Origin of the sequence: Paenibacillus antri (genome assembly GCF_005765165.1) — a bacterium.
Taxonomy (GTDB): Bacteria; Bacillota; Bacilli; order Paenibacillales; family YIM-B00363; genus Paenibacillus_AE; species Paenibacillus_AE antri.
The window spans coordinates 1-22,862 of sequence record NZ_VCIW01000016.1 but is presented as its reverse complement, the minus strand read 5'-3'; the positions used below and the strand labels follow the sequence as shown (position 1 = coordinate 22,862).

The window sequence follows — 22,862 nt, the reverse complement described above, 5'->3', positions numbered from 1 at the left end:
GTATGAAAACTTGTCGATTCCGCGTTCTCTCTTGTCGCTTCCTGCGGTTTCCCGGGAAAAGTTCCTCGACGCTACGCCCGCAAATCGGACGAATCGTCGGTATCGTACCGAAATCCGTCGTTCCGCTCCATCGTCGTCCGGCTCGCGGCAGCGGCGCCGTGCGCTTCGTTCAGCTTCCCGAGCACCGCCTGGTACGTCGAAATTTTGTGATAATCCGCGCCTTGATTGATCGCTTCTCGCAATGCCTGTTCGATAACGGCCATGTCGTAACGGTTCAATTGCATAGGAATGGGTGCCTCCCCGAAATCGGTATACATCGTGGGTAGTGTACCCATGGACGATATTTCTATTACAGGATCCTCTTTCTTCCGTTACGCCCGGTTCGCGCCGGGTACCCACGCGTCCACCTCGTATCCTCGCTCCTGCCAATACCCGATATGATCGCGATCGATGATTTCGATCGATTCCAACCATTTCACCGACTTATACGCGTACATGCGGGGGACGATCAATCGGACCGGTCCGCCTAAGTCCTCCGGAATCGGCTTGCCGTCGATCAGCGCGGCGACCATTACGTCGTCCATCTCCGCTTGCTCCAGCGATAACGCATCCGTGTAGACGCCGTCTCCCGAGTAAAACTTCACGTACCGGGCGTTCGGCTTGACGCCGGCCGCGGCGAGCAGCTCCTTGAGCGGGATGCCCTCCCACGTCGCATGGTACACCGACCACCCGGTGACGCAATGGAAGTCGCTCACCTGTACCTTCCTTGCCAGCTTCGCGAACGCGGGCCAATCCCAAGAGATCGGCTCCTCTACAAGTCCGTGAATGCGGAACGACCAGGCCGCCGAGTCGAACCTCGGAATCGACGTCACCGTGTAAATCCGGAAGCTGCCTTCCGCGCCGCCGCCGATCGGCGGCGACGAGTCGGGCGCGGGCGTCAGCAGCTCTTGCCCGTTCGCCGGCGGCGCCGCTTCGATCTCTTCGACGGCGACGCCGCCTTGAGCGTCCAGTCGCTTCCAGAGACGGTACGCCACGGGGCCGAATACGACCGCGAACGCCGCGACGATGCCGGCCTTCAGGAGTCGCCGGCGGGACCCGTCGTACCGGAGATAGCTGCGCTCGGCTTCCGCGTCGTCGCCCGCCGCCGCGCGTTCGGCCGCTCGGCGCTCTCGCACCCAACGGCTTCGCGTCGCCGAGTGGAAGATCGCATACGGAACGCCGACCCACGTCAGCGCGTCGTGCGCCAGCAGCGCCGCCGACGTCCACGCGGGCGGCACCGACCGCTCCAGCCATAGGACGACGCCCGAGACGCTCCACCCGACAAGCAGCAATAAGACGATCGTCAAGTTGCCCGCTTGCGCCGGCTTCGCGCGAAGCTGCTTGACGTGCTTCCCGAGGAACGGCAAATACAGCAGGAGCAGGACGATCGAAGCGACGCCCGCCCAGATATGCCCTTGCTTCAGCGCGACGCGGATCGGCGCCGTCGCTCCGCGCAGCGCCGGCAAGAACAGCACGATACCGGATACGGCCAACGCCGCGACGACCCACCCGTTCCATGCATGAATGCGGCGGAGCTTCTTTCCCGACTTCGACGTATACCTCTCCATCCATCCGCTCATTCGATTCGCCTCCTTCGATGGCGCACCAGATTCGATTAAGGCCGTGAATCATCCGTTTCCGAATTCATGCCGTTCATGTTTCGCGGGATGAAATCATTCGAATTAAGCCTGGGACAACCAGGTTGCGTAACGTTCCAGCCACCGCTCGGCGTACATCATCGACAGGAACGCTCCGACCGCGATGAACGGGCCGAACGGAACCGTACCGCCGCGCTTCCCGCTCAGCCGTCTGACGATTCCGTAGGCCGTCCCCGCGAAGCTGGCGAGGAGCAGCGACAGCAGCGTCGCCTGCAGTCCGCAGACGAGCCCGACGAAGACGTACAGCTTCACGTCGCCGCCTCCGATCCCGCCCTTGCTAAGGAAGGATACGGCGAACAGCAGCCCGAAGCCGACCGCTGCCCCGGCCGCGTATTCCCACAAGGGGAGCGGATGCCAGAGAAGCCGAAGCAGCGCCGCGAGTCCGACGGCGGGGAAGACGATCGCGTTCGGAATGAGCATCGCGCGCATGTCCGTGATCGTGATCGCGACCATTACGACGGCGAGCAGCGCGGCGGGCAGCCACTCCGCGTCCGCAGGGCCGTAACGCAAGCCGATCCACGCGCACGATGCCGATGCCGCAGCCGCCGCAAGCCCGCGCGTCGACCGTCCTTCGCCAGGCGCCCGGCGGCGCGAAAGCGCCCGACGCGCCCACGCGTCCGCCAACGCGCCGAGCGGAACGCCCGCCGCCGCAGCAGCGGCGGCGAACGCAAGCTCCTTGACTTCCATCCGACACCTCCTTGAAAACAAACAAGGCAACTCGCGTGGAGTCACCTTGGGAATCGTCTCGTTGTGTATTGTCAGTATACGGGTTTCTCGGGCGGAAATCCACGGTTGAATTGTTTCACGGGGTTGATCTTTTTTCTGGTAAAGAAATGAAACGCCGTTCGACGGGGAACCGTATTATCCATCAAGCGGTTCAACCTGAAGGAGGATCCATTCTATGATCATTACGACGACGAATACGATCGAAGGCAAGCGCATTACCGATTACCTCGGCATCGTGAACGGCGAAGCGATTATGGGCGCGAACATCGTGCGCGACTTGTTCGCGTCCATCACCGACATCGTCGGCGGCCGTTCCGGCGCTTACGAGCAGAAGCTCAAGGAGGCGCGGGAAATCGCGATCCAAGAGATGCAGCAATACGCGCGAAGCGTCGGCGCCAACGCGGTCGTCGGCATCGACATCGATTACGAGGTCGTGCGGGAAGGCATGCTGATGGTGACGGTGAGCGGCACGGCGGTTCGAGCGGAATAAGACCGCCCCAAGCTCGAACATAGGAAAAGGCGAACGCTCGCGGGAAGAAACCTTCCCGCCGAGAAGTTCGCCTTTTCCTTGTTATTCCGCCCGTCTCGGAATAACATACGACCAGAAGTCTTCCGCCACGTGGGAGCGCGGAAAGATCGCCCGCGCCTCCTCGAGCAGCCGGTGCACCGCTTCGTCTTGGTAGCGCGACGACAAGTGCGTCAGGATGAGCGCCCCGACGCCGGCCTCGGCGGCCAAGACCGCGGCTTGCGTCGCGGTCGTGTGGTAATACTTGTGCGCGTTGTCCGCCTTCTCGTGCATATACGTCGCCTCGTGTACGAGCACGTCCGCCCCGCGCGCGAGCTCGAGCTCGCTTCCGCAAGGCCGCGTGTCGCCGAAGACGGCGACCGTGCGTCCCTTCAGCTCCGGCCCGAGATACGCCCTGCCGTCGATCGTACGCCCGTCGGGCATCGTCACCGTCTCGCCGCGCTTCAGCCGCGCATACTGCGGGCCGGGACGGAAGCCCTCCGCCGTCAGCCTCGCGCTGTCGAGCGCCCCCGGCGTGTCCCGCTCCACGATTCGGAAGCCGTACGAATCGATCCGATGCTCGAGCTTCGCCGCCGTTACGCGGAACTGCTCGTCCTCGAACACGACGCCCTCCTCGAACTCTCGGACCCGAACCTCGTAATCGAGATGCGCGCCGCTCACCTCGAACGCCGTCTCGACGAACCGCCGCAAGCCCGGAGGCCCGAACAACGTGAGCGGCTCGTCCCCGCCTTGGTACGATCGGCTCGTCATCAGCCCAGGCAAACCGTACAGATGATCGCCATGCAGATGCGTAATAAAAATAAATTCCAGCTTTCCCGGCTTGATCGGGGAGCGCAGCATTTGGTGCTGCGTGCCCTCCCCCGCGTCGAACAGCCATACCGTGCCGCGTTCCGGCATCAGATTCAGGGCGACCGACGTGACGTTGCGCCCCCGCGTCGGCATGCCCGCCCCCGTGCCAAGAAAATACAATTCCACGTTACTCCGCCTTATCTACGTTAAAGTATCGGGCTTCCGGATGCGCGAAGACGATCGCCGACACGGACGCCTCCGGCTCCATCATGAAGCTGTCCGTCAGCTCGACGCCGATATCGCTCGGCTGCAGCAGCTCGAACAACGGCGCTTGATCCTCCAGGTTCGGACAGGCCGGATACCCGAAGGAGAACCGCTGCCCGCGGTACTTCGCGCCGAACAGCCCTTGTATCGTTAGGTTCGCCGGATCCGGAATTCCCCATACGTCGCGCATCATCTGGTGCACGCGTTCCGCGAACGCCTCGGCCGTCTCGAGCGCGACCGCCTGCACGGCGTGCGAGAGCAAGTATTCGCCGCGCTCCTTATACGCCTCGGCTCTGGCGCGGATGCCGGCGCCCGCCGTCACGACGAGGAAGCCGACATAGTCCATCTCGCCGCTCTCCGTCGGCTTCAGGTAGTCCGCAAGGCATAGATACGGCTCGACGTCTTGGCGCGGGAACGTGAACGTCTGCAGCACGCGGGACGTGTCGTCCGGATCGTAGACGATGACGTCGTTCCCTCGCGATTGCGCCGGGAAGAACCGGTACACCGCGTTCGCCTTCAGCGTGCCGTTCTTGATTCCGTCTTCGAACAGCTCGTCCACGACGCTCTTCAACTGCGTCGCTTTCGGATCGCGCGCCTCGAGCAGCGTCGCGACTTTGCCCTTCAGCCCGAGATGGTGGCCGAGCAGCATCTGCATGTTGACGTACGGCAGCAGATGCGAAACCGGATAGTCGCGAAGCACGTGCCGGTCGGTATCCTTCGGCACCTGGACCGGGACGTCGCGGGAGACGTTCGACACCTTCGGACCTTCGTCGGCGACGGCCGACTTCTCCTTCCGTCCCGACTCCTTCACGTCCGACTCCTTCGCCTCCCGCAACTCCTGCACGAGTCGCTCCCGCTCCTCGGCGTTCATGATCCGATTCGCGAGGTCGAGACCGTCCATCGCGTCCTTCGCGTAGAGCACCAGGCCGTCGTACTCGGGCGCGATCCGCGTCTTCGTGAACTTCCGCGACAGCGCGGCGCCGCCGACGAGAATCGGCACCTCGACGCCCGCCGATTTCAAGTCCTGCGCGGTCGTAACCATCTGCTGCGCCGACTTGACGAGCAAGCCGGACAACCCGATCGCGTCCGGCTTTTCCTTCCGGTACGCTTCGATCAACTGATCCGGCGGCACCTTGATGCCGAGGTTAATGATCTTGTATCCGTTGTTCGTCAAGATGATCTCGACGAGATTTTTTCCGATATCGTGCACGTCGCCCTTCACCGTCGCGAGCATGATCTTGCCCTTCACGCTCGACTCGGACTTCTCCATGTACGGCTCGAGATGGGAGACGGCGGCCTTCATCGCTTCGGCGCTCTGCAGCACTTCCGCGACGATCAGCTCGTTGTTGTTGAATAGCCGGCCGACTTCGTCCATCCCCGCCATCAGCGGCCCGTTGATAATGTCGAGCGGCGCGTATTTCGTCAGCGCCTCGTCGAGATCCGGGACGAGCCCTTCCTTCGTGCCTTCCACGATATACGAAGACAGCCGCTCCTCGAGCGTCAAGCTGCTCGTCTTCTCCTTCTTCTCGACCTTCTTCTCCCGGAAGTACGCGACGAACGCGGCGAGCGTCTCGTCGCTCGTATGGAAAATCAGATCCTCCGCGAGCCTGCGCTCCTCTTCCGGAATCGAGGCGTATCGCTCAAGCTTCTCCGTATTGACGATCGCATACCCGAGCCCCGCCTTCGTGTTGTGGTACAGGAACACGGAGTTCAGCACCTCGCGCCCCGCCGGCGGCAGGCCGAAGGAGACGTTGCTGATGCCGAGAATCGTTGAACTTTCCGGGAACTGCTCGCTGATCAGACGAATGCCTTCGATCGTGGCCGCCGCCGAACCGACGTATTGCGGATCGCCCGAGCCGACGGGGAACACGTTCGGATCGAAAATGATATCCCGCGGATTGACCCCGTACCGGCTCGTCAAAATATCGAACGAGCGCTTCGCGACGCGCAGCTTGTCTTCCGGCCATACCGCCATGCCCTTCTCGTCGATGAGACCGACGACGACGGCGGCGCCGTATTTATGAATGAGCGGCACGACGCGATCGAACCGCTCCAAGCCGTCTTCCATATTAATGGAGTTAATGATCGCCTTGCCCTGGGAATACTTCAAGCCGACCTCGAGCACTTCGTGGTTCGTCGAGTCGAGCATGAGCGGTACCTTGACCTTCTTCGTCACGAGCTGCAGAAACTCGGCCATCGACTTCTTCTCGTCGAGCTCCGTGTCCTCGAGGTTCACGTCGACGATATGCGCTCCGCTCTTCACCTGCGCTCTCGCGATTTCCGACGCCTCTTCGAATTTCCCTTCGAAAATCAAACGTTTGAACTTCCGCGAACCGATCACGTTCGTCCGTTCGCCGACCATCAGCGGCTTATTGTCCGCTTCGAGATACACCGTCTCGATGCCGGACACGGCCGGCGGATGCTCGCCGTCGCGCGGCCGCGGGCGGTAGCTCGACAGCTCGTCCGCCAGCGCGCGGATATGGTCCGGCGTCGTACCGCAGCAGCCGCCGGCGATGTTCAGCCAGCCCTGCTCCGCGAAGCCGGCCAGCTTCTTCGCGAGCGATTCCGGCGACTCGTGATAGTTGCCGTTCTCGTCCGGAAGACCCGCGTTCGGATAACAAGACACCGCCGCATCCGTCAGCGCCGACAGCGTCCGGATATGATCCTTCATAAATTCCGGTCCCGTCGCGCAGTTCAGACCGATCGAGACCGGCTTCAGATGCTCGAGCGAAACGAGGAACGATTCGATGTTCTGCCCCGCCAGCGTCGTGCCCATCGGCTCGATCGTGCCGGAGATCATGATCGGCACCGTCTTGCCCGCTTGATCGAACGCCTTGCGGATGCCGATGCTGCCCGCCTTCACGTTGAGCGTATCTTGGCTCGTCTCGAGCAGGAGCGCGTCGACCCCGCCTTCGAGAAGCGCCAGCGCCTGTTCGAAATACGACTCCACGAGTCCTTCGAACGTCACGCCGCCCGTCACCGACAGCGTCTTCGTCGTCGGTCCCATCGCGCCCGCGACGAAACGCGGCCAATCCGGCGTAGAAAACTTGTCCGCCGCTTCTCTTGCGAGGCGCGCCGCGGCCAAGTTCAGCTCTCTCGCTCGGTGCGGAATGTCGTATTCCGCCAAGACGACGCTCGTCGAACCGAAGCTGTTCGTCTCTACCAGATCCGCCCCTGCGGCGAAGTACGCTTCATGAATGCCGCGGATGAGGTCCGGTCGCGTGACGCAGAGCAGCTCGTTGCACCCGTCGAACTCGTCGCCGCCGAAGTCGGCCGCCGTAACGTCCGCTTGTTGAATCATCGTTCCCATAGCGCCGTCTATGATTAAGATCTTCTTTTCCAATTGTTGTTCTAATAATGTCTTCGTCACAACCAGACCCCACTCCCCTTGCCGATTTAACATAGTGTAGCAAATTACTCGGATTTGGAAAAGTTATTTGACAAAACCGATGACAGAGAGGTTAAAATATTCTATAATACGATTCATTGCTTCACTCTTTAGAATCATTATAAATAACAACTCCAATAAGGAAAGAGGGATTCGGATGGCGGAAATTCGCATTCGAAACACGGAAGAACGCATCTCGGGCGAAGAGAACGTCCGCGCGTTCCTGAGCAGTCAAGAAGTATTGTACGAGCATTGGAACCCCGCTAAGCTGCCGGCGCATCTTCAAGATAAATTCGTGCTGAGCGACGAGGAGAAAGCGGAAATCTTGTCGACGTTCGACGAGGAAATCCGAGATCTCGCGGCCCGCCGCGGCTACCGCACGTGGGACATCGTCGCCTTGTCCGACGCGACGCCGAACCTGGAGGAGCTGCTCAAGAAATTCGAGAACGTCCACACGCATACGGAAGACGAAGTGCGCGCGATTACGGCGGGCAAAGGCATCTTCATTATCAAGGGCACGGACGACGTCGGCTACTTCGACGTCGAACTCGAAGCCGGCGACGTCATCTCGGTGCCGGAGCACAAACCGCACTTCTTCACGTTGATGGACAATCGCCAGATCGTCGCGGTTCGCTTGTTCATCGAGACGGAAGGTTGGATCGCTCATCCGTTCGCGGACCCGGCGTTCCAGAAAGCATAAGATCGTTATTTGAAATGAACAATCCCCTTCCGCTTACCGGCCGGAAGGGGATTTTTTCGCGCTGCAGCGCACGCGGCGCGTCGGCTTCACCGCCGACTGCTTCCGGAGCCGAATTTCCACGACGCCGTCCGCGTATTCTGCTCGCGGCTTCCTCGGCACGACCGCGGCCGGCAGCTCGATCGTCTCGTCCAGCTTCCCCGGTATGCCTGTCAACGTCAGCGTACGATCGTCCAAGCGAAGCCGGGGCAGCTTGTCTGCGCCGTCCGACGGCATCGTCACCCGGACGATAACCGACTTGAACGTCTCGAAGCACTCCCACGTATATCCCGAGGCGCGGTGCCGTTCCAGGTACGCCAGCGCCTCCCCCATGAGCCGGTCCCACTCGTATTCGTTCCTCGCCGACGGCGAATTCCGCACCGACTGTATCTTGCGCCGGATCATGCCTTCGAACGACTTCCACCCGTTCCGGAACCTCCGGTCTTTCCATACGTCGTTCATGTCGAGCGAACCTCCTCCGCTTGCGCCCAGTGTATCTTACAGCGTATGCCGAGCGGAGACGTTCGGTTCATAAGAAAGGCCGCGGATCTGCGCTCCGCGGCACCAATAAGAACGTTATAGAATAATGGCAAGAATTTCTCGCAATCTCGTGACCGTGTGCTTCGGCGCCGTGTGTTCGCCGATCGAAGCGCCATGATGGTTGATCCAAATATTGTCCATCCCGACGCGGCTCGAACCGAGAATATCCGTCGTCAGCTTGTCGCCGATCATGATCGCTTCCTCCGGCTCGACCTCGAGCAGCGACAGCGCATGGCGGAAGATGCCCGGATCCGGCTTCCCTCGGCCGAAATCGCCGGAGATGACGATATGATCGAAGTAGGGGGACAGCTCGGGTACGCCGGCGAGCTTCTCCTTCTGCAGGTCCGGCGAGCCGTTCGTCAGCAGAAGCAGCTTGGCGTTGCCTCGGAGTTCGTCCAACACTTCGTACGTCTCTTCATAGAGGTACGCGAGACTGCGGCGAATCGCCGGGAACCGTTCGCCCAACCGGGCGCCGAGCTCCGGATCGTCGACGCCCAACGCGAGCAATCCGCGCGTCCACGCGTCGGCGCGATATTGCGGCATGAGCCGTTCCATCATCCGGAACTCCGGGGCTGCGCCTTCGCGGAAGTTGCCCCACAGCCCTTCGAACGGGTTAATGCCGATCATCTGCGTGAACGGGAACGTCTCGTAGCTTTCGTACAGCGCGCGGGCTTCCTTCCGCACGGACAACTCGAGCGCCTTCGGGTCTACGCCGACCGCTTCGGCCGCTTCCCGGCACGTCGCGTCGAACGCCTCCTGCACCGATCGCTCGTCCCACAACAACGTATCGTCCAAATCGAAAAGCACGGCTTTCTTCTTCATGCCCCTACGGTCTCCTTCTCCGCTCCGTTCAGCGGAATATGGTGAGCCGCCGCGAATTGCGTCAGCGCCTCGTTAATCCGATTCATCGGATACAGATGATAAGCTTTGGAGAACGAACGCTTCGTCTTCCCGTCCTTCAGCATCACGGTCGAACGATTGTCGCCGATGTGAATCGTAGCGATGTCCTGCGCCGCGACGGACCGGTCCCCGGCATACGTTCTCCAGCCGAGCTCGTTCTTCCCGACCTTAAGGAACGGCCTCCGTACGAAGAAGTGAAACAGCGCAAGCAGCAAATACAGCGCGACCGTGATCTGATATAACGTGTCTCCGGCGTTCGCCTGCGGCATCGTGAACGCGAAGAGAATGCCGGCGGAAGCCAGCACTAACGGGAACACCCAGCTTCTCCCCTTGATTTTCTCCGGGCCGTCTTTCGCGCCGATCGGCGTCTGCCCTTTTTTCAATCGGTCTTGATTCATCCGTTTGGAGTTTTTCTCCACCATGCGTTCCCATTTTCGGGACATACGTCTCAGTCCTTCTTCTCTTCGTCGTCTACGAATTCGATCGAATCCAGCTGCTGCCGGAGCGAGGCCTTCAAGTTGTCGATATATTGTTTGCGCAACTCGGCTTGTTCCAGTTTCTCCTCCGCCGTCAGTCCGACGGATTTCTGCTTTCTCGCCAGCTCGTTGATGCGTTGCACGCGTCCGGATATCATGATGACCTACTCCTTTCTTCAATTACTTAAACATAGGAGGAAGAGGCAAGTCAAGGCGGAAAACGAACAACGCCGCCAGCCGAATATCCGGCAGGCGGCGATCTGTTTTACGTATTAAGGGAGTCGCAACACTTGTCCCACTTGAAGGCTGGCGGAATCCAGATCGTTCGCTTCGATAATGCTCTGCACGTACGACTTCACGGAGACATCGTCGGGACCGTACGCCTTCGCGATCTTCCATAATGTGTCCCCCGGTTCTACGCATAGAATCGAACCGGTATCGAGAACGCTCGCCTGGGCGGCCGATTCGGCGGTCGTCGTCACCGCGGTAGAGTTGTCTTCTTGGTTGGCGCTGGCGTGAAGCATGACGCCCGACGTAGCGCTGAATCCGATCAGCGCGAGAAACATCATCATCCGTACGAAGAACTTCTTTCTCGCTTGTTGCTTGCCGTTCCGCTGTCTGTATGTGTTCGTTCTCATCGATATCGTCCTCCAAACGTTTGTTCCGAAACATTTGTTCTGATATCAAAATAACACGAACACCCGTTTGTGTCAACGGGAATTGAGAACTTTTGTTCTCCTATTCTTCGTATCGCCTTGCTTATCCACCGTCCGAACCGTTGCCTTTTAATGAAGCGCTTCGTTATATCGGGAACGCGGCGCTCCATCGCTGCGGCCGATCGCGTCTTCCATCTCCTTCCGCTCCCCCCTGCCGTACGAATGACATTCCGAAGTCCTACTTCCTTTCAAGTCGATTCGAACTTATGTTTGTACGAACTCCGGTTCTGTGTTATACTTCTCGTAATTAATTACCATTCCTTGGAGTGATCGAACTTGACGAAGCTGTCGAACCGGCAACAAGCAATTCTCGAATTCATTAGAAGCGAAGTTCGCGAGAAGGGTTATCCGCCTTCCGTACGGGAGATCGGCGAAGCCGTCGGCCTCGCGTCCAGTTCTACCGTTCACGGCCATCTCGACCGGCTCGAGAAGAAGGGCTTCATTCGCAGAGACCCGACGAAACCTCGCGCCATCGAGCTGCTTGGCGACGAAGACGAACGTCAGATGGTTCGCCTCGCGGTATCCCGCGTGCCGCTCGTCGGCAAGGTGACCGCAGGCCAACCGATTACCGCCGTCGAGAACGTCGAAGAATATTTCCCTCTTCCGTCGCATATGGTTCGCGACGATGAAGTGTTCATGCTCTCCGTCGTCGGCGAAAGCATGATCGACGTCGGCATCTTCGACGGCGATTACGTGATCGTGCGTCAACAGCAGACGGCATCCAACGGCGACATCGTCGTGGCGATGACCGAAGACGACGAAGCTACCGTTAAGACGTTCTACAAGGAGCGCGACCACATTCGTCTTCAACCGGAGAATCCGACGATGGAGCCGCTTCGCTACAATCACGTGACCGTTCTCGGCAAGGTCATCGGCATCTTCCGCGAGCTTCACTAAGACCAAGAACCCGGCGCAGCATGCGCCGGGTTCTTTCGTTCTTCCAAGTTCGGATCAAGCGTAATAGGACTTCCCCCACTCATCGGCGTGCACCGTGCAGGGCTGTTTGATGATCGTTTCGACGTCTGGCGACGGTATACGAGGGAGGCAGCACCGGAACGCAGCCGCTGCGCAAAAAAACCGACCGCGATCGCTCGCGGTCGGTCTCGATCCAACTTAATACAACGCCAAGTACTGGTCCCGTTCCCACTGATGCACCTGGGTCCGGTACATATCCCACTCGATTTCCTTCAACTCGACGAAGTGCGCGAGCGCGTGATCGCCGAGCGCGTCGCACACGACTTCGTTGCCAAGCAGCTCGTCGAGCGCTTCCTTAAGGTTTTCCGGCAGGCTCGGAATGCCCGCGGATTCCCGTTCGTCTTCGCTCATGACGTAGATGTTCCGATCGACCGGCGCAGGCAGCGACAGCTTGTTGCGAATGCCGTCGAGACCGGCCGCCAGCATGACCGCCATCGCCAAATACGGGTTCGCCGCCGGATCCGGGTTGCGCACCTCGACCCGCGTGCTGAGTCCGCGCGATGCCGGGATGCGGATCATCGGGGAGCGGTTGCTCGCCGACCAAGCCACATACACCGGCGCTTCGTATCCCGGAACGAGACGCTTATACGAGTTGACCGTCGGATTCGTGATCGCCGCGAAGCCTCGAGCGTGGCGCAGTACGCCGGCCATGTAGTGGCGAGCCGTAGCGCTGAGGCCCAGGCGGTCGCTCTCGTCGTAGAACGCGTTCGTGTCGCCTTGGAACAACGACTGATGGCAGTGCATGCCCGAGCCGTTCATCCCGAACAGCGGCTTCGGCATGAACGAGGCGTGCAAGTTATACTTGCGCGCGATCGTCTTGACGACGAGCTTGAACGTCTGAATTTGGTCGGCCGCATGAATCGCGTCGGAATATTTGAAGTCGATTTCGTGTTGACCCGGAGCGACCTCATGGTGAGACGCTTCGATTTCGAAGCCCATCTTTTCGAGCACGAGCACGATTTCGCGGCGGCAGTTCTCGCCGAGGTCCGTAGGCGCGAGGTCGAAGTATCCGCCTTGGTCGTTCGTCTCGAGCGTCGGATTACCCTTCTCGTCCGTCTTGAACAAGAAGAACTCCGGTTCCGGACCGACGTTCATCGCCGTAAAACCAAGCTCCTGCGCATCGCGAAGCGCACGCTTCAGAATTCCTCGCGGGTCGCCCGCGAACGGCGTGCCGTCCGGCATGTAAATATCGCAAATCAAACGAGCGACGCGGTCTTCCGTCACCCACGGGAAGATGACCCACGTATCCAAGTCCGGGTACAAGTACATATCGGATTCCTCGATCCGCACGTAACCCTCGATGGACGAACCGTCGAACATCATCTTGTTATCGAGCGCCTTCTCCAGCTGGCTGACCGGAATTTCCACGTTCTTGATAATGCCCATCAAGTCCGTAAATTGCAAACGGATGAACCGCACGTTCTCTTCTTTCGCGATCCGCATAATATCGTCTTTCGTGTAACCCAAAGCGATCTCTCCCATCAAATATAGTTCGGCGACTGATTTGCATCGTCAAAAGAAAAACGTCTTTCGACGTCTTCTTCCCTCTATGGATTGAAGAACCTCGACAGCTCGCCTTGAATGAGCGACACCTGTCCTCTTCGGTTTCCGCCGAGCAACTGCTGCTTGAGCATCTTATGAAGCTGCTTGTCGGTCAGCTCGCGCCGCTTGACCTCCGTATGCTCGTTAAGCACCGTCGCGTCGTCCGACTCCTTGTTGACCGGGGACAGCACCTGCTTGATTCCCGCGATATTGACGCCCTTCTCGATGAGGGACTTAATCTCCAGCAGGCGTTCCACGTCGTTAAATGAGAATAGGCGTTGGTTCCCTGAAGTTCTTGCCGGCATAATGAGTTCATGCTGTTCGTAATAACGGATTTGTCTCGCCGTCAAATCGGTCAGCTTCATAACGATTCCGATGGGAAACAATGCCATATTTCGGCGAATTTCATCACCCATTATACATCAACCTTCCAGTGTTTATAAGTGCTACTGTACATTTTAAACGAAATGACGGATACTTGTCAATTGATGTTAGGTTATATGTTATAAAAATTTACAAGATTCTTTCTTCCATCATCCGTTGTACAGCGGAAACGACACCTATTTTCACATGAGAGAAGGTCAACCCGCCTTGCATATAGGCCGTGTAAGGTTCTCGGATCGGCGCATCCGCGCTTAATTCCAGGCTTCCGCCTTGGATGAACGTACCCGCCGCCATAATGACCGGATGCTCGTAGCCCGGCATATCCCACGGCTCCGGCACGACGTGAGCGTCAACCGCGGAGGCTCGCTGCACGCTCTGCACGAAGGCGATCAGCTGCGACGCCTTGTCGAATCGTACCGCTTGGATGATGTCCGAGCGAGGATCGTCCCACTTCGGGTTCGAGACGAAGCCAAGCGCGTCGAACAGCGCCGCCGCGAACACGGCGCCCTTAAGCGCCTGTCCGACCGCGTGCGGCGCGAGAAACAGCCCTTGGTAGATCGCCCGCGTCGTTCCCAGCATCGAGCCGACTTCGGCGCCGATGCCCGGCGCCGTCAACCGATAGGCCGCCAATTCGACAAGACGCTTCCGTCCTACGATATATCCGCCCGTCGGCGCGAGTCCGCCCCCCGGGTTCTTGATCAAGGAACCTGCCATCAGATCGACCCCGACCTCGGTCGGCTCCCGCGTTTCCGTGAACTCTCCGTAACAATTGTCGAGGAAAGCGATCACGTTCGGGTTCAGCGCTTTGACGCGGCGCGTCATCTCGCCGAGCTCTTCCACCGTGAACGAAGAGCGCCACTCATACCCGCGGGACCGCTGCATCGCGACGACCTTCACCGAAGGGGACCATGCCTCCTCCACCGCATCCCAATCGACGCGACCGTCCGACCCGAGCGGCACGATCGTGCAGCGAACGCCCCAATCGCGGAGACTGCCCGTCCCGTCTCCTTCCGCGCCGATGACCTTATGCAGCGTGTCGTACGGCGATCCGGTAATGAACAGCAACTCGTCCCCGGGCCGGAGAACGCCGAACAACGCGGTAGCGATCGTATGCGTCCCCGAAGCGAAGTGAGGCCGGACCAACCCGGCCTCCGCACCGAACACCTCCGCGTACACCTCGTCCAACGTCTCCCGCCCGCGGTCGTTATAACCGTAGCCGGTCGAACCGCTGAAGTGAAAATCGCTTACCTTATACTTCTGAAACGCTTGAATCGTCTTCCATTGATTCGCATCGATCAATCGATCGATGTCCCGTAACCTCGGCTCCGCCACCCGTTCCGCCGTTGCGACGGCGTCCTGAAGCCTTGGATGTAACTCCATCATGTATGATAATCTCCCATCAACATTCCGTAAAAGGACTTATTTTACGATATAAGGTTCCAAACGTGACGCGGATAATGCAAAGGCCTTCGATTGCAGCTTGGCCGTCAATACGACCGCTTCTTCCTCCGTCTCCGACTCCATAACGTCGCTGACGCGGTAGGCCAGCGCGATCAAGTCCCCGCGCTCGATTGGGAATCGCATCGTAACGACCTCCCCCATCAAGCGGCGCTCAAGAACGTCCTTCAACGCCTCGAGGTGATCGTCGTTCATCGCCGAGATCGCGAGCGTATTCTCGCCCGTCGGAATCATCTCCCGTTCGCCCGGCGTACACAAGTCGATCTTGTTGTAAATCATGACCGTCTCTTTGCCTTGCGCGCCCAGCTCTTCCAAGACGCCGTCGACGACTCGGATATGCTCCTCGCGCATCGAAGACGAAGCGTCGACGACATGCAGGATCAAGTCCGCCTCCAGCACCTCTTCCAGCGTCGCGCGAAACGCGGCCACGAGATCATGCGGCAGCTGCTGAATGAAGCCGACCGTATCCGTCAACACGACTTCGCCGACGGACGGCAGCGGCATGCTGCGGGACGTCGGATCGAGCGTCGCGAACAGCTTGTTTTCCGCATAGACGTCCGATTTCGTCATCCGATTGAGCAGCGTCGACTTCCCTGCATTCGTATACCCCACTAACGCCACTTGGTATACGCCGCTCTTCTTCCGACGCTCGCGATGCAGCTTCCGGTGCCGCGTCACCTCGTCGAGCTGCCTGCGCAAATCCGTGATGCGGTTACGGATATGACGGCGATCGGTCTCCAGCTTCGTCTCGCCGGGACCTCTCGTTCCGATGCCGCCCCCGAGCCGGGACAAATTCTTCCCGTGTCCGGACAACCGGGGCAGCAAATAACTGAGCTGCGCCAGCTCGACCTGGAGAATGCCCTCTCTCGTCTTCGCCCGCTGCGCGAAAATATCGAGGATAAGCTGCGTCCGATCGACGATCTTCGCGTCTAAGTACTCCTCCAAATTTCGAACTTGGCCGCCGGAGAGCTCTTGATTGAAGATGACCGTCGTTCCGTTCAATTCCCGGAGCCGGTCGCGCACCTCCTCGACCTTCCCCTTCCCGATAAACCACTTGCTGTCCGCCTTCTCGCGCTTCTGCACCGCCGTGTCGAGCACTTCGACCCCGGCCGTCTCCGCCAGCCGAACGAGCTCTTCCATCGAATAGCGGACGAGATCGTCGGTTTCGTCGCCCGTCACGAGGCTAACGAGAATCGCGCGATCCTCCAACTCCGTACTCGTCGTCATCGTACTCGCTTTCATCTATGTCAGGGTCCCCTTCCGAAATCCATACTCCCCCATAACATACCATCTTGCCGAAGCGATTTCCACTTGACAACCTCCCCCGGTAAAAACGAAAGACCTCCCGCCGTCCTTCGGCGAAGAGGTCTATAGTTTACCACGCATCCGTTCCGTTCCATTCGGCTTCGAAGCGGCGAAGGAACGACTCCATGTACCGGTGCCGATCCTCGGCGATCCGCCGGGCTTCGTCCGTGTTCAAGAGCTCCTTCAGCTTCAACAGCTTCTCGTGAAAATGATTGTACGCGCTGCTCTTCCCCGTCCGATATTCCTCCGCCGTCATCGACGTTCGTATCGGCAGCGAAGGATCGTGCATCGGCTGCCCCTTCCAGCCGGAATAGGCGAACGTACGGGCGATGCCGACGGCGCCCAGCGCATCCAGCCTGTCGGCGTCCTGCACGACCCGCCCCTCGAGCGTCGTCAAGCCGGATCGTCCGCCGCCCTTAAAGCCCAAATTCGCGATAATGTCGACGATATGCTCCGCATCCGATTCCGCGACGTTCCGCTCCGCCAGCCAGCTTCGAATGTCTCGCAGGCAGCTTTCCTCGTCGCCGAACAGCTTCTCGTCCGCCAGATCGTGCAGCAGCGCCGCCATCTCGCAGACGAAGGCGTTCGCCCCCGTCGCCGCGGCGAGGCGCAGCGCCAAACGACGCACCCGCTCGATATGCCACCAGTCATGTCCGCTGCTGTCCCCGCCGAGCTTCTCCTTCGCCCAAATTTCCGCTTCCGCCGTAATATTACTCATCCCGTTCGCTCCTTCCGGCCGCCGCCTCGCGCAGCACCGCCTTCATCATCGATACATAAACTCTCCAGTAAAACGATTTTACGTCAGTCGGGGTACGGAACCGTCTATTCGACGACGACCGCGCGCAGCGGAATCGCCGGCTTCGCTAACCACCATAACCATGGCGCCAAGGCGCACAACGCTAGAGCGAACAGCGCCCAGACGAAGCCGGGCGCGTTCCGAATCGAACGCATCGTTCGTAATCCTCTCATTTGCGATGTACCGAGATGCCGCGGCGGGCCATATCTCCCCAGCCGTGCTTCTTGCCCCGGAGCGCTTCGAACAGACCGATCAGCCGGTACCACAGCATCGTCGGACGGTACCAGAAGCTTTCCGTCAACGCATACAGAAACAGCTTCGTAACGTCGGATACCCGATTGTACTTCCGCAAGCTCCATTCCTCGAGCAGCACCGTTCCGGCCGACAGCAGCGAACCGTACAACACCATGAGCAGCGCATACGCCATCACGAACGACACATTCAGCACATCGAGAAAATAGCCGAGCAGTACCGTCGCATACCCCGCGATCTCCAATAGCGGACCGAGCAGCTCGACGATGAGGAAGTACGGCATCGCCGCCATCCCGATCCGTCCGTATTTCGGATTGAACAGCATGCCCCGATGCCGCCACAAGCTCTCGAATAGGCCGCGATGCCACCGCGTCCGCTGCCGCTTCAACACTTGCAGCGTCTCGGGCGCCTCCGTCCAACAGACGGGATCGGGGATGTAGGCGATTCTAGCCTTGCTCTTCTTCTCCCGGATCAGCCGATGCAGCCGAACGACGAGCTCCATATCTTCGCCGATCGTCCCCGTCTCGTAGCCTCCTGCCTCGATGACCCAATCCTTGCGGAATACCCCGAAAGCACCCGAAATAATAAGCAGCAGTTTCATTTCGCTGAGCCCGATGCGCCCCATAAGGAACGCCCGCAAATATTCGATGACCTGCATGACGACCAACGGATTTCGCGATAACCGAATATCCGATTCCCCTAGGTGACCGCCGACCACCTCGCTGCCGTTCACGATGCCGATGCTGCCTCCGCTCGCGATAATTTCTTCGCCCGGCCTCGCCTCCAGGATCGGTTTCATGACGCGGACGAACGCGTTGGGATCCAGCACCGTGTCGCCGTCGAGCGAGACGAAATACGGATACTGCGAGAAGTTGATGCCGGCGTTCAGCGCGTCGGCTTTGCCCCCGTTTTCCTTATCGATCAATACGAGGTTCGGATGTTTCCGGGAGGAAAACACCCTCCGTACAGGCTTCGTCTTCGTTTTCAAACCGGACCACTGGACTTTGTTCTTCAACTCGAACATATCGAATTGTTCGACCAGCACGTCGACCGTTCGGTCCTTCGAGCCGTCGTTCACGACGATGATTTCGAAGACGCTGTAATTAATGCCGAGCAAGGATCGTACGCTGTCCACCACGTTCAACTCCTCGTTGTACGCGGGGACTAAGATGGATAAGGGAGGAGTGAATGCGGAAAATTGCACCTCGTCGTATTGAAGAGCTACGACCTTATGCTCTCTAAGCAATTTGCGCATCGCGATGACGAGCTGCAGCAAATAAAACGCCAACACGGCCAACACGTACCAAAACACAACCACCGAAGCGCGTTCTATCGTCCACGCGATCCATTCAAGCCAGCTGTCGCTCATAACCGTATCTCTCCATCATTTCATGCGCCAGATCGCGCGCGTACCGGTCCGGATGCGTATGCAGCAGCCGCTCCAATCTCGCCTTCCGGCCGGGATATTCCATTAACGACGCCATCGCTTGCTGCCGCACCGAATAATTCACGTCGCCTAACATCGACTCCAGCAACGCCGGATAGACGTCATTGGGCACGGCTCCCATCAATCTTGCGGCCATCAGCTTCTCGGACCGGGGCATCCGCTCCCAATTCGAGGCTCGTTCGATGAAGGCGGCTTCCGCCTCCGGACCGATGTATCCGAAGTTGGCGATCCCTTTCAACGCGCGCACGCGCTGTTCCGCCTCGTCGGAGACGGACGCTCGCTCGAACAGATGGAGCGTCCGCTCGTCCCGCAGATTACGTATGCGCAGCACGTCCAGCAGATTGTTCCTCACCCATGGCGCGAAGGCGTCGAATTTCTCGATGCACAGCTGCAAGAGACTCGGATCGAGCGGCATGAATACGTGCCGGATATGGTGATCGGTCATCCCCTTCGCCCGCGTCTCCAACAGGTCGATCGCTTCCGGGCGCTGCAGCGCCGCAAGCGTCCGATGGGCGAGCAGCCGCTCCGCTTCCGTTCTCCGTTCGTCGACGGCCGCCCACGCCAATTCGGGCCAAAATTCGTCCAACCGGAACAAGCCGATGTAGATCATGGCGTTCACTCGATCGCTCCAGCGTCTTCCGGTCAGCCGCGAGCGATAATTTTCCGCGAAGCTGGCCCGGACCAATGACCGAATGCGCTCGATTTCTTCGCGCGTGCCGCCCAGCCGGATTCGCTTCGCGCAGAACTCCTGGATCAACGAACGCCAAAGCGGATATTTGCGAGCGAGCGCCGCGAGATCCGCGATCGAACCGGCGGACTCCACGGAGCGCTGCAAGCCGTATTCGGCCGTTTCGAGCCGTTCCGCGACGAATCGGCTCGCCCTGGCATATCGCGTCTTCGCGTATACTAAGTAGCCGTACAATCCAAGCACCGTCGCGGCAACGACGACGCTAAGCGTCCCGACGATAAGGAAAGGAGCGGAGCTCATCGCTTCTGCAGCATCTTGCGAACGCGGGCTTCCAGCTCGGCCATGCCGAACGGTTTCGTCACGTAGTCGTCGACACCGGCCTCCAACGCCTTCGCAACCTCCAAGTCGTCTTCGATGCCGGTCAGCATTAATATGCTATATCTACGCTTCGGGTCGTGTTGCCGAATTTGGCGAAGCACTTCCATTCCGTTGAGCCGCGGCATATTCCGATCCAATACGATGAGACAAGGCTCCTCGTTCTTATGCCATTCGTCGGCCAAGAACGCATCTCCGTCCTCATAAAGCTTAATATTGACTTCGTCGAAATCGCTGATCAGTCGAGACAATCGGCGGCCAAGCATCGTGCGAAGGATCGGATCGTCGTCCACCACGGCGATCTTCCAAGGTCCTTCCACACGAACCGCTTCGGCAGCGGCCGGGGCGATCTCCTTCGCTTCCATCGTCGCGGCGACGACGCTTCCGCTCGCCGCATGCAGCAACGGCGCCAACAGCAGCTCCGCTTCCGCTACCGTGAACGTTCTACTGCCGTCCTCGCTCAGCAACGCCAACAATTCGCCCGCGATCGTCGACCACTCGGGCAATCCGACGGTTCCGGCCGTTCCCTTGGCCGTGTGAACGAGCCGATAAAGCTCTTCCTCGGAAACCGAAGCGTCCCGCTGGAGCAAGTCGCGGATGCGCTGGCCGAATTGTTGAATGAACATCTCGATATACTTACTCATAACGCCTCCCGAATATAAAGACACCCCATCCCCTATCCTCGGCTAAAGAATAGAGAACGAGGCGAATATCAGTCTTTGTCGCCGGCGAACTTGTAACCGGATCCCCACACGGTCTTGATGTACCGGTTCTGGGTATCGATCTTCGACCTTAGATTCTTAATATGAACCGTTACCGTGTGAATATCCCCGGAATCCTGCCCGCCCCAGATCGATTCATACACTTCTTCTCTCGAGACGACGCGGCCTTCCTGCTCGGCCAAATACGACAAAATCTGGAATTCCTTCGTGGAGAGCTCCACGCGTTCTTGATTCAAGTACACCTCGAAGGTGTCCTTATGAATGAGTAAGGCGCCGTTGTCGAAGGACATGACGGCATCCGTCGACTTCCGTGCCGATCGGGAGCGCTGCTCTCTGCGAAGGTGCGCCTTCACGCGAGAGACGACTTCTTCGATTTCGAACGGCTTCGTGATGTAATCGTCGGCGCCGACGCTAAGTCCGATCACCTTATCCGCGTTCCGATCTCTGCCGCTGATCAGCACGATCGGCCCTGGATATTGATCCCGGATTCGTTGGCACACCTCGAGACCGTCCATCCCGGGCATCATAATATCGAGCAGAATGAGATCGAAAGTATACTCGCCGATCAATGTAAGCGCATCAATGCCGTTCCCGGCCGTCATCACAAGGTAGCCTTCGATTTCCAGCGTCTCCGACAGCAGATGTTTAACCGCGCGGTCGTCATCCACCAATAGTATTAAGGGCTTGTCCATTGGCAAAGAAAGTCTTCCTTTATGAAATAGTAGGTAACCAGATAATAGTATATCAATTTATTCTTGCAGCAACCAGTTGCCATGGACCGATAATTCTCAGTTTTCTTTACTTTCGATAATAGGATGCTAGAATCGCGTCCATCACGCGATTCGTGCGCAAGGCCGTGCGGCCCGTGCTGGGGGAAGTCCCTCCTATCCCTCTCAACTCGTCTACGATGCTTTGGATCAGAGGTTGTTGGACGTGCATCGGTTGTTCGATCCTCCACTCCTCCGTCCCGGCTGGCGTCGTCAGTCGAATGGGATCGTTACGGAACGTGGCATACTCGATCTTCCCGCGGGTGCCGACGATTTCGTTCCGGTCTTCCGCGACCCCTGCCTCGAAACACCACGAGCCTACGCCGTGCGCTCCGGATTCGAACACATAGGAAGCCGTTACCGTATCCTCTGCCGCATAACGTCTGCCTTGGTTCGTCGCATGTCCGGAGACGCTTCCGATGGGACCCAGCAAATAATCGAGCAGATCGAGCGAATGACTGGCCAAGTCGGGAAAAAGCCCCCCGCCCCCGATCTCCGGCTGCAGCCTCCAAGATTCCCTTGCGTCCGATTTCGGCGGCGGCGCGAACTGGACCGTCGTTACGGTGCGAACTTCTCCGATCGCCCCTTGTTCGATGAGTTCCTTCACTTTGAGAAAACGGGGCTGCTTCCTCCGATAGTAGGCCACGAATAAAGGAACGTTCGCCGCTTCGCACGCTTCGACCATCGTTCTGCATTCCGCTTCGTTCATCGCCATCGGCTTCTCGACGTATACCGGCTTGCCGGCCTTAGCCGCTTTCAATACATATTCCATGTGGGACGAAGGAGGCGTGGCCACATATACGGCATCGACCTCCGGATCTTCGATTAAGCGGTCCGCGTCGTCGTACCATCTCGGCACGCCGTGCCGTTCGGCGTAATCGCGCGCCAAGTCGCCGTTCCGGCGCATGACCGCAACCAATGCGGAGCCTTCGGCCTTCTGCAGCGCGGGGCCGCTCTTGACCTCCGTTACGTTCCCGCAGCCGATAATGCCCCACTTTATGAAATCCATAATTTGGTTCCCTCCGTTGTTATCGCTCGGCTCATTGTATCAGAGGCTCGCCCTCCAAACAACAAAAAAACCTCGAATGTCTCCATTCAAGGTTTAGATATTTCGTATTGGAGCGGACGATGGGATTCGAACCCACGACCCTCGCCTTGGCAAGGCGATGCTCTACCACTGAGCCACGTCCGCATACATTGCGGTTGCTCCCTGAAAACTGGATGCGAAACAATTGTACACTCCGAATATGTTGGATAAGTCCTCGACCGATTAGTATTCGTCAGCTCCACGCGTTGCCGCGCTTCCACCCCGAACCTATCAACCACGTCGTCTACATGGGGTCTTCAAGCAGGGAAATCTCATCTTGAGGGGGGCTTCACGCTTAGATGCTTT

General features: G+C 58.9%; 24 protein-coding genes, 1 tRNA gene and 1 rRNA gene. 3 read left to right on the top strand and 23 right to left on the bottom strand.

Annotation, left to right across the window (positions count from 1 at the left end):
- Positions 1-71 precede the first annotated feature (71 nt).
- The 3 genes from FE782_RS21030 to FE782_RS21020 all read right to left on the bottom strand — a co-directional run bounded on the left by FE782_RS21030 (position 72) and on the right by FE782_RS21020 (position 2,384).
- A complete protein-coding gene (locus FE782_RS21030; protein ID WP_138196305.1) occupies positions 72-284 on the bottom strand; it encodes a hypothetical protein in 213 nt (70 codons plus the stop codon).
- Positions 285-371: 87 nt separating this feature from the next.
- Positions 372-1,619, bottom strand: a complete 1,248-nt coding sequence (locus tag FE782_RS21025) for a molybdopterin-dependent oxidoreductase (RefSeq protein ID WP_138196303.1) — start codon at positions 1,617-1,619, stop codon at positions 372-374.
- A gap of 102 nt (positions 1,620-1,721) precedes the next feature.
- Positions 1,722-2,384, bottom strand: a complete 663-nt coding sequence (locus FE782_RS21020; protein ID WP_138196301.1) for a prepilin peptidase — start codon at positions 2,382-2,384, stop codon at positions 1,722-1,724.
- 214 nt (positions 2,385-2,598) lie between these two features.
- Here FE782_RS21020 and FE782_RS21015 point away from each other — a divergent pair, with 214 nt between their 5' ends.
- Complete coding sequence (locus FE782_RS21015) at positions 2,599-2,913, top strand: YbjQ family protein (protein ID WP_138196299.1); 315 nt, start codon at positions 2,599-2,601, stop codon at positions 2,911-2,913.
- An 81-nt stretch (positions 2,914-2,994) separates the two neighbouring features.
- Here the strand turns inward: FE782_RS21015 and rnz are convergent, their stop codons facing one another.
- Positions 2,995-3,924 carry a ribonuclease Z gene (gene rnz / locus FE782_RS21010; protein ID WP_138196297.1) on the bottom strand — a complete coding sequence of 310 codons (930 nt, stop codon included), beginning with the start codon at positions 3,922-3,924 and terminating at the stop codon, positions 2,995-2,997.
- Between the two features lies 1 nt (position 3,925).
- The gene (metH, locus tag FE782_RS21005; protein ID WP_439116449.1) at positions 3,926-7,312 is read right to left on the bottom strand and encodes a methionine synthase; all 3,387 of its coding nucleotides are present in this window, start codon (positions 7,310-7,312) and stop codon (positions 3,926-3,928) included.
- 235 nt (positions 7,313-7,547) lie between these two features.
- On the opposite strand from metH, the gene FE782_RS21000 reads away from it, so the two are divergent.
- Entirely contained in the window at positions 7,548-8,090 is a 543-nt protein-coding gene (locus FE782_RS21000; protein ID WP_138196293.1) for a 1,2-dihydroxy-3-keto-5-methylthiopentene dioxygenase, read from the top strand.
- 33 nt (positions 8,091-8,123) lie between these two features.
- Here the strand turns inward: FE782_RS21000 and FE782_RS20995 are convergent, their stop codons facing one another.
- The 5 genes from FE782_RS20995 to FE782_RS20975 form a co-directional block, all read right to left on the bottom strand.
- Entirely contained in the window at positions 8,124-8,588 is a 465-nt protein-coding gene (locus FE782_RS20995; RefSeq protein ID WP_138196291.1) for an Hsp20/alpha crystallin family protein, read from the bottom strand.
- A gap of 114 nt (positions 8,589-8,702) precedes the next feature.
- On the bottom strand, positions 8,703-9,488 hold the full coding sequence (locus FE782_RS20990; protein ID WP_138196289.1) for an HAD family hydrolase: 786 nt from the start codon (positions 9,486-9,488) through the stop codon (positions 8,703-8,705).
- Positions 9,485-10,009, bottom strand: coding sequence for a hypothetical protein (locus FE782_RS20985; RefSeq protein WP_138196287.1), 525 nt, complete (start codon positions 10,007-10,009; stop codon positions 9,485-9,487). Before FE782_RS20985 ends, FE782_RS20990 begins: the two co-directional genes overlap by 4 nt.
- A gap of 5 nt (positions 10,010-10,014) precedes the next feature.
- Positions 10,015-10,200, bottom strand: a complete 186-nt coding sequence (locus FE782_RS20980) for a DUF896 domain-containing protein (protein WP_138196285.1) — start codon at positions 10,198-10,200, stop codon at positions 10,015-10,017.
- Between the two features lie 114 nt (positions 10,201-10,314).
- Positions 10,315-10,680 (bottom strand): LysM peptidoglycan-binding domain-containing protein, encoded by a 366-nt coding sequence (locus FE782_RS20975; RefSeq protein WP_138196283.1) that lies wholly within the window; start codon positions 10,678-10,680, stop codon positions 10,315-10,317.
- 354 nt (positions 10,681-11,034) lie between these two features.
- Here FE782_RS20975 and lexA point away from each other — a divergent pair, with 354 nt between their 5' ends.
- Entirely contained in the window at positions 11,035-11,655 is a 621-nt protein-coding gene (gene lexA, locus FE782_RS20970; protein ID WP_138196281.1) for a transcriptional repressor LexA, read from the top strand.
- A gap of 216 nt (positions 11,656-11,871) precedes the next feature.
- Here lexA and glnA read toward each other — a convergent pair whose 3' ends face one another.
- The 13 genes from glnA to FE782_RS20910 form a co-directional block, all read right to left on the bottom strand.
- Positions 11,872-13,200 carry a type I glutamate--ammonia ligase gene (glnA, locus tag FE782_RS20965; RefSeq protein WP_138196279.1) on the bottom strand — a complete coding sequence of 443 codons (1,329 nt, stop codon included), beginning with the start codon at positions 13,198-13,200 and terminating at the stop codon, positions 11,872-11,874.
- Between the two features lie 80 nt (positions 13,201-13,280).
- The gene (locus FE782_RS20960) at positions 13,281-13,691 is read right to left on the bottom strand and encodes a MerR family transcriptional regulator (RefSeq protein ID WP_138196277.1); all 411 of its coding nucleotides are present in this window, start codon (positions 13,689-13,691) and stop codon (positions 13,281-13,283) included.
- Between the two features lie 97 nt (positions 13,692-13,788).
- Positions 13,789-15,042: a methionine gamma-lyase family protein gene (locus tag FE782_RS20955; RefSeq protein ID WP_138196275.1), complete on the bottom strand. Its 1,254-nt coding sequence runs from the start codon at positions 15,040-15,042 to the stop codon at positions 13,789-13,791.
- A 36-nt stretch (positions 15,043-15,078) separates the two neighbouring features.
- The gene (gene hflX / locus FE782_RS20950) at positions 15,079-16,359 is read right to left on the bottom strand and encodes a GTPase HflX (RefSeq protein WP_138196273.1); all 1,281 of its coding nucleotides are present in this window, start codon (positions 16,357-16,359) and stop codon (positions 15,079-15,081) included.
- A gap of 133 nt (positions 16,360-16,492) precedes the next feature.
- Positions 16,493-17,140: an HD domain-containing protein gene (locus tag FE782_RS20945; RefSeq protein ID WP_138196271.1), complete on the bottom strand. Its 648-nt coding sequence runs from the start codon at positions 17,138-17,140 to the stop codon at positions 16,493-16,495.
- A gap of 104 nt (positions 17,141-17,244) precedes the next feature.
- Positions 17,245-17,373, bottom strand: coding sequence for a hypothetical protein (locus FE782_RS33135; protein ID WP_274388740.1), 129 nt, complete (start codon positions 17,371-17,373; stop codon positions 17,245-17,247).
- A gap of 14 nt (positions 17,374-17,387) precedes the next feature.
- Positions 17,388-18,839, bottom strand: a complete 1,452-nt coding sequence (locus tag FE782_RS20940; RefSeq protein ID WP_138196269.1) for a glycosyltransferase family 2 protein — start codon at positions 18,837-18,839, stop codon at positions 17,388-17,390.
- Positions 18,820-19,905, bottom strand: a complete 1,086-nt coding sequence (locus tag FE782_RS20935) for a hypothetical protein (protein ID WP_138196268.1) — start codon at positions 19,903-19,905, stop codon at positions 18,820-18,822. Before FE782_RS20935 ends, FE782_RS20940 begins: the two co-directional genes overlap by 20 nt.
- Positions 19,902-20,624, bottom strand: a complete 723-nt coding sequence (locus tag FE782_RS20930; protein WP_138196266.1) for a response regulator — start codon at positions 20,622-20,624, stop codon at positions 19,902-19,904. Before FE782_RS20930 ends, FE782_RS20935 begins: the two co-directional genes overlap by 4 nt.
- A gap of 68 nt (positions 20,625-20,692) precedes the next feature.
- On the bottom strand, positions 20,693-21,394 hold the full coding sequence (locus FE782_RS20925) for a response regulator transcription factor (RefSeq protein WP_138196264.1): 702 nt from the start codon (positions 21,392-21,394) through the stop codon (positions 20,693-20,695).
- Between the two features lie 106 nt (positions 21,395-21,500).
- The gene (locus FE782_RS20920) at positions 21,501-22,478 is read right to left on the bottom strand and encodes a Gfo/Idh/MocA family protein (RefSeq protein ID WP_202914578.1); all 978 of its coding nucleotides are present in this window, start codon (positions 22,476-22,478) and stop codon (positions 21,501-21,503) included.
- Positions 22,479-22,586: 108 nt separating this feature from the next.
- A tRNA-Gly gene (locus FE782_RS20915) sits at positions 22,587-22,661 on the bottom strand.
- Between the two features lie 58 nt (positions 22,662-22,719).
- Positions 22,720-22,862 (bottom strand): 23S ribosomal RNA (locus FE782_RS20910); the annotation flags it as partial.